General features: G+C 52.1%; 10 protein-coding genes. 2 read left to right on the forward strand and 8 right to left on the reverse strand.

The genetic code is table 11. The features are described 5' to 3' along the window. Window position 1: 1 nt before the first annotated feature. The 7 genes from JWF83_RS00505 to JWF83_RS00535 form a co-directional block, all read right to left on the reverse strand. Window positions 2–691: a FliA/WhiG family RNA polymerase sigma factor gene (locus JWF83_RS00505; protein ID WP_413647947.1), complete on the reverse strand. Its 690-nt coding sequence runs from the start codon at window positions 689–691 to the stop codon at window positions 2–4. A 9-nt stretch (window positions 692–700) separates the two neighbouring features. Next, window positions 701–1,159 carry a flagellar basal body-associated protein FliL gene (fliL, locus tag JWF83_RS00510; protein WP_413647948.1) on the reverse strand — a complete coding sequence of 153 codons (459 nt, stop codon included), beginning with the start codon at window positions 1,157–1,159 and terminating at the stop codon, window positions 701–703. Window positions 1,160–1,162: 3 nt separating this feature from the next. Then, window positions 1,163–2,218, reverse strand: coding sequence for a flagellar hook-length control protein FliK (locus JWF83_RS00515; protein ID WP_413647949.1), 1,056 nt, complete (start codon window positions 2,216–2,218; stop codon window positions 1,163–1,165). A 3-nt stretch (window positions 2,219–2,221) separates the two neighbouring features. Further along, window positions 2,222–2,518: a hypothetical protein gene (locus JWF83_RS00520; RefSeq protein ID WP_413647950.1), complete on the reverse strand. Its 297-nt coding sequence runs from the start codon at window positions 2,516–2,518 to the stop codon at window positions 2,222–2,224. Then, entirely contained in the window at window positions 2,519–2,902 is a 384-nt protein-coding gene (gene fliS, locus JWF83_RS00525; RefSeq protein WP_413647951.1) for a flagellar export chaperone FliS, read from the reverse strand. It lies immediately after the preceding gene. A 17-nt stretch (window positions 2,903–2,919) separates the two neighbouring features. Then, on the reverse strand, window positions 2,920–4,203 hold the full coding sequence (fliD, locus tag JWF83_RS00530) for a flagellar filament capping protein FliD (protein ID WP_413647952.1): 1,284 nt from the start codon (window positions 4,201–4,203) through the stop codon (window positions 2,920–2,922). A 195-nt stretch (window positions 4,204–4,398) separates the two neighbouring features. Next, window positions 4,399–5,241, reverse strand: a complete 843-nt coding sequence (locus JWF83_RS00535; protein ID WP_413647953.1) for a flagellin — start codon at window positions 5,239–5,241, stop codon at window positions 4,399–4,401. A 519-nt stretch (window positions 5,242–5,760) separates the two neighbouring features. Here JWF83_RS00535 and JWF83_RS00540 point away from each other — a divergent pair. Both JWF83_RS00540 and JWF83_RS00545 read left to right on the forward strand, forming a co-directional pair. Continuing rightward, window positions 5,761–6,702, forward strand: a complete 942-nt coding sequence (locus JWF83_RS00540) for a winged helix-turn-helix domain-containing protein (RefSeq protein WP_413647954.1) — start codon at window positions 5,761–5,763, stop codon at window positions 6,700–6,702. After that, entirely contained in the window at window positions 6,677–7,141 is a 465-nt protein-coding gene (locus JWF83_RS00545) for a hypothetical protein (protein ID WP_413647955.1), read from the forward strand. The genes JWF83_RS00540 and JWF83_RS00545 overlap by 26 nt, the downstream gene beginning before the upstream one ends. Window positions 7,142–7,236: 95 nt before the next feature. Here the strand turns inward: JWF83_RS00545 and JWF83_RS00550 are convergent, their stop codons facing one another. Beyond that, window positions 7,237–8,226 carry an IS110 family transposase gene (locus tag JWF83_RS00550; protein WP_413647956.1) on the reverse strand — a complete coding sequence of 330 codons (990 nt, stop codon included), beginning with the start codon at window positions 8,224–8,226 and terminating at the stop codon, window positions 7,237–7,239. Window positions 8,227–8,438: the final 212 nt, after the last annotated feature.

Here is an 8,438-nt window from a genome sequence, read left to right on the forward strand (position 1 = left end):
CTCAGAAGAATGTTTTTATTTTCTCACTAATTTTTTTATTAAGCTGGCAAACTCGCGCCTCGGTTAAGTCAAGAATTAACGCAATCTCTTTCAGACTCATCTCTTTCTGATAATAAAGCGTAAGAATGATCTTTTCGCGCTCATCCAGAGAGTCGACCGCCCGTTTTAAGGTGCGCTGCACTTCGATCTCCTCCTCCAGCGCCCGTCCCTGCAATGCCGATCCCAGACCATCCATCGATAACAAATCGTCAAAACTCTCCATACTGCTGGCGCTTTCCAGCAGCAAATATTGCTGGAAGGTTTGCGCATTCAGACCAAGATGGTGGCGGATCTCTTCCTCCGTTGGCGAGTGCCCCAGTCTGCGCGTCAGTTCGCGCACCGCATCATTAATCTTGTGCGTCTTCTGGCGCAGACGACGCGGGCGCCAGTCGTGCAGCCGCAACTGATCAAGCACCGCACCGCGTACGCGCTGTAAAGCGTAACAGGCAAACTGCCCGTCAGGACGACCATAGCGGCGCAGTGATTCCAGTAATCCAATTAATGCCACCTGCTCCAGATCGTCGCGATCCATCACGCTATCTGTCTGCGCCGAAAGCTGGCGCACTACCCGTTTGACCAGCGGCAGCCACTGTTGTACATAGTGGCTCTCTTCGGCTGGCGTGAGAGTTGTAATATCGCTAAATACACTCATAATAAATAATCAATGGAAAATCATTTTGGAAATTAATACGTCATCAAAAGGCAGCTTTTCACCATAAGCATCTTTATAACGTGTCATCATATCGTTACGAATTTGTTCAACCGGCAGCGCATGTGCCGCTGAATAATCCATACTGGAGAACATATCGACTACCGTGCTTTTTATTGCCGGCATAATCTTTTCGATCTGTTTCATTTTTTCATCGCCATGAGTCGCAAAAGCTAAGTCGAGCAATAAATAGTGCTCTTTATGCGTCTGGCCTCTGAGGGTAATAATCAAGTTTTTAATTTCAACGTAAGAGATATCTCGTTCTTTATTCCCCAGTGAGAAAAAAGATCTCATTGGCGAATCTTTGTCCTGTTGATGAAAATAGCCAGTGCTGGCCAGCACGATAACGGCAGTAAATGCCGCCACGGTCAGCGCCAGCAACAGGCTGAGAAAAAAAGCTTTTACAGTCATTAGTTACACCGTTGTCAGTATGGAGCGATCGGTGCGGCGTTCATCGTCCGCTACCTCTTCAGGATTGTGTGAAATATTGGCGTGGACCTCATCACGATGTCGCTGCTGCTGGCGGCTGTCGCCGCTGTGAGTCGACACCTGCACGTTCACCTGAACGTTATTGTGCTCGCTCAGACTGGCGCGTAATTCGGCGCTAGCCTGTTGCAGCGCGCGATACACCTCAGGCTGGGCAGCCTGAATCTGTACCTGCAGCTTCCCTGCTTCAAAGTGCAGAGCGATATCCATCTTGCCGAGATGCGGCGGGTCCAGACGGATAGTCGCTTTTTGCGTACGCTGATCGATCTGCATCTGTAAGCGCTCGCCAAGCGCCTGCTGTAGCGCTTGAGCCTGCTGCCCGGGAGCGGCAGGCAAATGAATTACCGGCGCACGCTGCGCCGCCATAATATCGTGCGCCAGCAGCGCCGGGCTGAGCGCCGTAGCGCTGGCCGCCACCGGATTGACCGGCAGCGTGATGCCGTCATCACGCTGCGCACGCATCTCCTTCAGCACCTGCTGGCTGACAAATAACGCGTCGGCATGGTTGCTCAATTTCAGCATTGCGCTGCTGGCATGATGGCCTGCGACTGGCGTCAGCGGCTGAGCGGCGTTATCCGTCGTTTCGCGTGCCAGCGTGCCGCCGGGCGTAATAACCGGCGTTAACAGCGGCGCCGGCATGGTTGCTGCGCGCTCAGTCGGCAACAGCAACTCCCCCGGCCGGCTCAGCTCGCCAGCAACCTGCGCGGCCATAGCTGGCACAGCAATTATCCTCTCTGGCGCCGGCGGCGTTGCCGGGTCAATCAGCAACGCCAGCAGCGCCGCCGGATCCGCCAGTTGCTCCGCAGCCGCTTCCGGCTCTGCCGGGGCATCCGCTACCGCCGGCGTGGATAACTCCGCCATCACCTGCGGCAACGCAGGTATCAGTAAATTCAGCCCGTCATGCCCGGCCTGCGCCGCGGCTGGCGCGGCGGGAGTTAAACGGCTGGTCGCGCTGCTGATTAATGAAGGGGTTACAGGTTGCATAATTCAGATCTCCTTCTCTGAGGAAAACTGCGCATAGGCCTGAATTCCTTCTTTGTTATCCTGGTGTTGACGCAAAATATTGCGCAGTTCGTCCACGCGCCGGCGACAGAGGAAAGCCACCTGAGCATGGCGCTGTTGTAACTGTTCAAGAGACAGATGAGCGCCGTCATTTGCCTGCCGGGCGCGGAGCTGAATCAATGCCGCACTAATGCGGCTGTCAATTTGCTGTACCAGGCTCCAGTTATCTTCTGCGGCTGCCTGTTCTAACGCTTCAACCAGCAGGACGATCTGCTTATTCATTTATTTACCCATTCCTTCCCAGCCGTCGCGAATATTGCCGAGGATGATTTCCACCTCAACGATATAGTCGACGGACATGTTGTGACTGGCGTCATACAGACGATAAACGCAGTAGTCGTACAGACCCGCCAGACGCAGGGCCAGCTCGCCGCCGCGCTCATAGTCCAGCGCGCTGGTCAGAGCGTTCAGCACATCAATGCATTTCGTGATGCTGTGCGCTTTATGCTCAAAGCGCCTGGCCTCAATATGCCCTTTGGCCCGTGTCAGCTCATCCATCAGACCGCCGAATAAAGTCAGCACCAGCTGATGTGGCGTCGCGGCGGCGGTGCGGATCGCCAGATCCGCATCCTGATACTGTGTAAAATTGTTTGAATTTCCGTACATTTAAATCCTGCGTTCTGTTACCAGAACTGCCCCATGGTTGACTCCATTTGCGCCATTGCCGCCTGAACCCGCGAGAACTGCCGGAAGTAACGCTGATAAGCGGCGTCATAACGCAGCTGTATCTGCTGCTCTTTACTGCTCAGCTGCTCGTTCTTACGGTCCAGAGTGTCCTGACGCTGTTTGATGCTGCCGGTCGAGGTACTGAGATAGGAATCCAGCCCTTTATCCATCTTTTTCAACAGGCCATTACTACCGCTGAACAGCGCATCAAGACGCGCCGGGCTGGTTTTCATCGCCTCTTCAAAGGCGTCGCTATCCAGTTTCAGCATGCCGTCCTTATCTGGCGTAATACCGAAGTCACGCAGAAAACTGCCGTTGTAATCGGCACGCAACAACGCATTCAGCTGCTCTTCCAGCGCCCGGATGCCCGAATCGCCGGCCAGCGCACCCCGGCCACCGTCGGCGCCGCCGCTCTTTGTCAGTTTGTCCAGCTCGCCGCGCAGCTTGTTATAAGCATCGACAAAACTCTGCACCTGCTCTTTGGTGCCGGACATATCGTTGTCAACGCTGATCACCAACGGTTTACCCGCTTCGGTCTTCTGAATCACCGTCAGCTCAACGCCGGGGATCAACTGATTAAAGCTGTTGCTGCTGCTTTCAAAGCGCATATTTCCCATCGACACCACAGCATTGCTGGCCTGCGAAATTTCCGTCGGGGTAAATTTGCCGGCAATATTGCTGTTACTGACATCCAGCGTATAAGCGTTATCCACTCCGGTTTCATTACTGGCCAGCAGCAACATCAGCTCGCCGTTTTGCCGGATCAATGAAGCAGTAGCTCCGGGGTTGCTGCTGCTGGCATTAATCGCATCGCGCAGCTCGCCCAGGTTATTAACGGTGCTAAGATCGATATCCAGTTGCTGGTCGCCAATTTTCAGCGTCATGGTGCCGGTAGCTGTCGCCAGGTCGGCATCGGTCAGTCCTTCAAACGCTTCCTGCTTCGCTTTCGCCGTTTCCAGCACCTCAATGTGATACAGCCCTTTACTGGCGGCGGAAGTGGCTTTCAGTGAGACATAACCTTCGCTGCTGGCGGTTGCGCTGTTTTTCACAATGCCGCTACTGCTGGTGCCGAAGCTCTTTAGCGTGTTGCGAAAATCGGTCATCGCCGTTTTTAGCGAAGTTAGCGCCGCCTGCTGCGCCTTGATGGTTTTCTGCTGGCTCTGCAGGCGCCCCTGCAGCGCCGCAATGCTGTTATTCGCTAATAATTCGGCCCACTGGCTCGGTTCCATACCCAAATTCATTATGACCTCCACAGATAACAAGTGATGTCAGCGCCTCTGATATAGCAAAGCACATGCCAGAATTTAAATTCACATAAAATCAATAAGATATATAAATAACAGGAAGTTTCAGTTCCGCTTTGCGGGAAGTGGAAAAGCGCGATGCGGAAACAAAAACACCGCTCGAAAGCGGTGTTTTAATTGCAGGCCCGGAGATTAACCCAGCATGTTCATTACAAGGCCTTTCATGCCGTTAGCCTGTTTCAGCATTGACTGGCTGGTCTGCACCAGCATCTGCTGACGGCTCATATTGGACGCTTCCGTGGCATAGTCGGCATCACGAATCACGCCGATATTCAGATCGGTGTTGTCTTTCATGTTCGCCAGGTTAGCCGCGGTGTGGCCCAGACGGTTAATGTTGGCGCCCAGCGCAGAGCGCATGGCACCGACTGAATCCAGCGCATCGTTAACGCGCTGCAGTACTTCGTTAGCACCGGAAGCGCTGCCGGAAATGCTGGAAGACGCCAGTGTTCCCAGATGACCGCTGATACCTGACAGATTAGAAGAAACATCCACCTTCAGGATTTCATCGGTACCGGCGCCGATCTGGAACTGCATGCCTGACGCCAGCTTGCCGCCTGAAGCAGACAGCAGCTTGTCGGAACCATAAGAGGTGTTGCTCATGATATTGTTCAGTTCAGCATTCAGCTCGGTGAACTCAGCCTGCAGAGATTCACGGTCATTGGCGTTGTTGGTGTCATCCGCCGCCTGCGTTGCCAGATCCTTCATGCGGTACATGATGTTGGTCATCTCATCGAACGCACCTTCTGCCGTCTGCAGCAGAGCGGTGGCTTTAGAGATGTTGCCCTGGGCGACATTCATGCCGTTAGACTGCGCCTGTAAACGGGTCGCAATTTGCAGTCCTGCGGCATCATCCGCTGCTGAGTTAATACGTTTACCGGTACCGAGACGCTGCATCGCAACATTCAGGCCGCTATTGGCTTTGTTCATTGCCGTTGTAGATGACATCGCCGCCTGGCTGGTAAAAATAGATAGCATGGTTTTCTCTCCGTGGGTGAATGTAACTTGTTTAGTTGATACAAGATGTTGCTGCTGACAACTAACAAGAACGACACCCGGCGGAGGAGAATTAAATAACAGATAAAAAAATCATTTTTTATTAAAGCTTTCGTTATAAGAATCCTATTCGAAAATAAAAACGACACCAGTTAAACGTAACTTAAACGGATGGCCATAACTATTTCCATAAATATAATTTTAATTAAATATCATTAATATCGCTTATCATTGTGAAATTTTCATTTTTAAAAAACATTGAAAGATAAGGGGTTATCAAAACCCCCGAGGTCAGAAACATCAAAAAAATGCCCTTTACAGTTAATGCATTTCAGAATAGGTTAAATAGCGTAATAAGTCCGCTTTAAATATAAACAATATACGACAAGTGAATTAATCTTGATTCTATTTGATAAAGATTTTTCTTACTTTAATTACACCAGGCGCAATTTTGAGTGATTCATTATACTAATGCTAAGTATTTCAACCTTCCGGGCCGCCATGAACGCCGAATGTGTCATTAACAACTGGCTTATCGATATCAGCGCAGGCGCATTAATTCATCAGGAGAGTGGTGAACAGCGGCGTCTGGGTGAATATCAGCTGAAATTGCTGATTGTGATGATCCAGCATGCAGACCAGATCCTTACGCGTGAAGAGCTGAACACGCTGGTCTGGGAGCGTCGGGTGATTGGTAGTAACAGCCTGCCGAACGCCATCCATGCGCTACGCGTGGCATTAGAGGACGATGGCAAACAGCAGCGCATTATCAAAACCATTCCGAAAAGGGGCTACGTACTGGATGCCGCCTACTGTCATTTTCGTCGCCATGGGAAAGATCCCTTCTCCGGGCAAAATGAAACCGAAGAGCTACCCGCAGACAGCCCTCCGGCAGCCGGAGAAGCTGAAGGAACGGCGGAAGCCGAGAGCTCACCGGCAGAAGAGTGGCTAAAAGAGTCGCTGCCGGAAACCGAAAAGCAGATCGCCACTAAACATGATAAACGTACGCGTCGCCTGTGGCAGGGCATTTTCCTGTTACAGATTTTCGTACTGTGCCTGGCGGCGGCGATTTGGTTCAGCGACCATCCTCCGCAGCCGCGCTTTGAGGAGCATCAGGCAGGGGTTTATGCGCAAATTCGCCTGCTGCAATTAGAGCAATTTAATCGGGGCAATGAGGGAACACGTGAGGAGATTAATAGCATTATGGGCTCTACGCTATTTAAGCTGGATAATGAACTTAAAAAACGTAAGGTCAAAATGGATGTCTATTTCCACTCATCCGGCACCTTACTCAACTTTACTATCAGCCTGCGCAGCCGTTGCGATCAGCGCCAGCTGGCAATGAATATTTTTCACTGGCGGCAGGATAACACGCAGCTTAATTCCTTGATTTATAATGAAACGGAGAGGAAATTAAATGAAATGGCAATATGCGTCAATTAGCCTGATGGTACTTATTTTTTTGGTACTGGTGATGGCGATGCTGTTTCGCTCGCTACCTGCCAGTAATACCAGTGATATTTTTTTACCGCAGATCACCAACGAGAATATTCAGCTGGGCTATTACGATTTACTGGCTGATAAACGCGAGCTTTACGATCCGCGCTTTGAAGTGCGCGGCGGGGCGGTGTTTATCACGCTGACCAGCCCGGACGATAGTAATTTTAGCAGTAAGATTAAGATGCAGATGCAATACCGCACGCCGATCGGTTTACTCTACAGCTATCAACCGCTCTACTATTCGGACCCGCACGGGCACCGGATGATACAGAATATTTTGAGTTTTATGTCGCATAACGGCGTTACGCTTAACGGTTTTGAATTTGAAGATCGCCGGGTGGTGATTACCCCGTCAGGTCTGACGCTGAGTTACGATAAATAAACCGCTATGGACGGCGACATTCTCATCGGCACGGGCGGCATAAATGCCGCCCCTACCCGGGAATGTCTGAAACACTGTAGCTACCGTCTTGAACGTCAAGCGGTAGCTGCATAGTTTGCGTCCCATGGCTGCCGTGTCTTCAGTACCCCGTAGCACAGATGCACCAGTTTCCTCATCACCGCACCCACTGCCGCTTTTTTTGCGGTGCCTCTGGCAAGCAGCCGCTCATAAAGCGCCTTGCCCTGTGCGTTATAACGAATGGCGCTCAGCGCGGCCACATACAGCTTTGCACGCACTTCCGGTGGCCCCGCCTTTGACATCCGCGGCCTGTGCCATACCGAGCTTCCTGATGACCTTTCCACCGGGACCAGACCGAGATACGCCGCCACCTGCGAAGCGCTCCTGAACTCTCCTGCGCGCAGAACTGCCAGCATCATCTGGCCGGTTTTATCCTTGACGCACTTTATCGACTTCAGCAGGTCGAGATCTTCTTTCAGTCCGGGATGGTTGTTTATATGGTCTGCGATAAGCTGCTCTATGCGCTCCAGCTCTTTCTGCAGCCACTGGCGGGTGCGCTTAAGGGATGTTATCACCTCGCGCGGCGTCTGCGTTGAGAGAGCCTTTTCCAGGCGGTTGAGGGTGCGCTGCACATCCTCCTGCAGGGCGTCCCGGCGGCGCAACAGTGCCCGCAGTTTGCGGACTTCCGGCGCGGGGGGAACCCAGGGTTCAGGCTGTTTCAGTTCACCGTAGCAGGCCAGAACAAAAGCATCCACGGTGTCATTTTTGGTCAGGATACCCATGCCTCTTGCGAACTCGCGCACCCGCTGCGGATTTGCCATACAGACGGTTACGGTGCTGTCGTGATGAAGGGCAAAGGCGAGGTTTTCGTGATAAACGCTGGTCGCCTCCATAACCACGGTCACCTGTGCGGGATCACACTTCTGCCGGAGCAGCCAGGTCTTCAGCTCCCGGTCAGCACCGGGTGCATTCTTAAAGACTTTGCTTTTCTTTTTCCCCGAGGAGCCTTCGGGGAGCAGGCAGACATCGAATTTTTGTTTGCTGATATCAACGCCGAGATAAATCATGAGGTTGTCTCCCTTTCACATAAACCATCACGCCATCCTGCCTTGTACATACGAAGTCAGAGCTTCCGGTTACCGTTCAGAGTAGATGCTGGCGTGAAAGGAGAAACGGAGGGATTATGCTACGAATGAAGGTCAGAGCCTTAAGGGGAGCCTGAATCTGCCTCCGTTTCATGTAGTGGTAGCTAACCACCACAGAAAACAAGATACAAGGG

Source organism: Pantoea sp. B65, from assembly GCF_047308185.1.
Lineage (GTDB): Bacteria > Pseudomonadota > Gammaproteobacteria > Enterobacterales > Enterobacteriaceae > Erwinia.

What these genes read in the sequence shown, in the direction of transcription:
- JWF83_RS00540 (WP_413647954.1), top strand. Translation starts at nt 5,761, where the DNA reads ATGAACGCCGAATGTGTCATTAACAACTGGCTTATCGATATCAGCGCA.
- JWF83_RS00515 (WP_413647949.1), bottom strand. Translation starts at nt 2,218, where the DNA reads ATGCAACCTGTAACCCCTTCATTAATCAGCAGCGCGACCAGCCGTTTA.
- JWF83_RS00550 (WP_413647956.1), bottom strand. Translation starts at nt 8,226, where the DNA reads ATGATTTATCTCGGCGTTGATATCAGCAAACAAAAATTCGATGTCTGC.
- fliS (WP_413647951.1), bottom strand. Translation starts at nt 2,902, where the DNA reads ATGTACGGAAATTCAAACAATTTTACACAGTATCAGGATGCGGATCTG.
- fliL (WP_413647948.1), bottom strand. Translation starts at nt 1,159, where the DNA reads ATGACTGTAAAAGCTTTTTTTCTCAGCCTGTTGCTGGCGCTGACCGTG.
- JWF83_RS00535 (WP_413647953.1), bottom strand. Translation starts at nt 5,241, where the DNA reads ATGCTATCTATTTTTACCAGCCAGGCGGCGATGTCATCTACAACGGCA.
- JWF83_RS00545 (WP_413647955.1), top strand. Translation starts at nt 6,677, where the DNA reads ATGAAATGGCAATATGCGTCAATTAGCCTGATGGTACTTATTTTTTTG.
- JWF83_RS00520 (WP_413647950.1), bottom strand. Translation starts at nt 2,518, where the DNA reads ATGAATAAGCAGATCGTCCTGCTGGTTGAAGCGTTAGAACAGGCAGCC.
- JWF83_RS00505 (WP_413647947.1), bottom strand. Translation starts at nt 691, where the DNA reads ATGAGTGTATTTAGCGATATTACAACTCTCACGCCAGCCGAAGAGAGC.
- fliD (WP_413647952.1), bottom strand. Translation starts at nt 4,203, where the DNA reads ATGAATTTGGGTATGGAACCGAGCCAGTGGGCCGAATTATTAGCGAAT.